Origin of the sequence: Salmonella sp. SAL4457 (assembly GCF_046548235.1) — a bacterium.
GTDB classification, from domain to species: domain Bacteria; phylum Pseudomonadota; class Gammaproteobacteria; order Enterobacterales; family Enterobacteriaceae; genus Salmonella; species Salmonella enterica.
In genome coordinates, this window is the sequence record NZ_JBGDZO010000798.1 from 1 (window position 1) to 258 (window position 258).

Below are 258 nucleotides of genomic sequence, written 5' to 3' on the forward strand. Positions count from 1 at the left end.
GTATTCCTCGCCGCCGGGGACGATCAGCAACCATTCGTCCGGGGCCAGCCATTGCAGCGAGGTCTCGCCGCTGGCGACCAGGGTCAGGGCCACCGGCAGTTCCAGGCCGAGGGCCTGGTGCACGGCGGCGGCGAAGGCCGGGTCGGCGGCATCGCCGCGCAGCACCAGGTGGCCGAGCAGCTTCTTCTCGCGCAGGACGATACCGGCCTTCGCGGCGGTCTTGCCGGCGAGCTTGTGCAGCTCGGCATGGTGCAGCGG

At 71.7% G+C, this 258-nt stretch carries 1 protein-coding gene; it reads right to left on the reverse strand.

All coding sequences use genetic code 11. The features are described 5' to 3' along the window. Positions 1-258: sarcosine oxidase subunit gamma family protein (locus tag ACLJNW_RS26365; RefSeq protein ID WP_410961532.1), on the reverse strand; the 258-nt coding region annotated here is incomplete at both ends.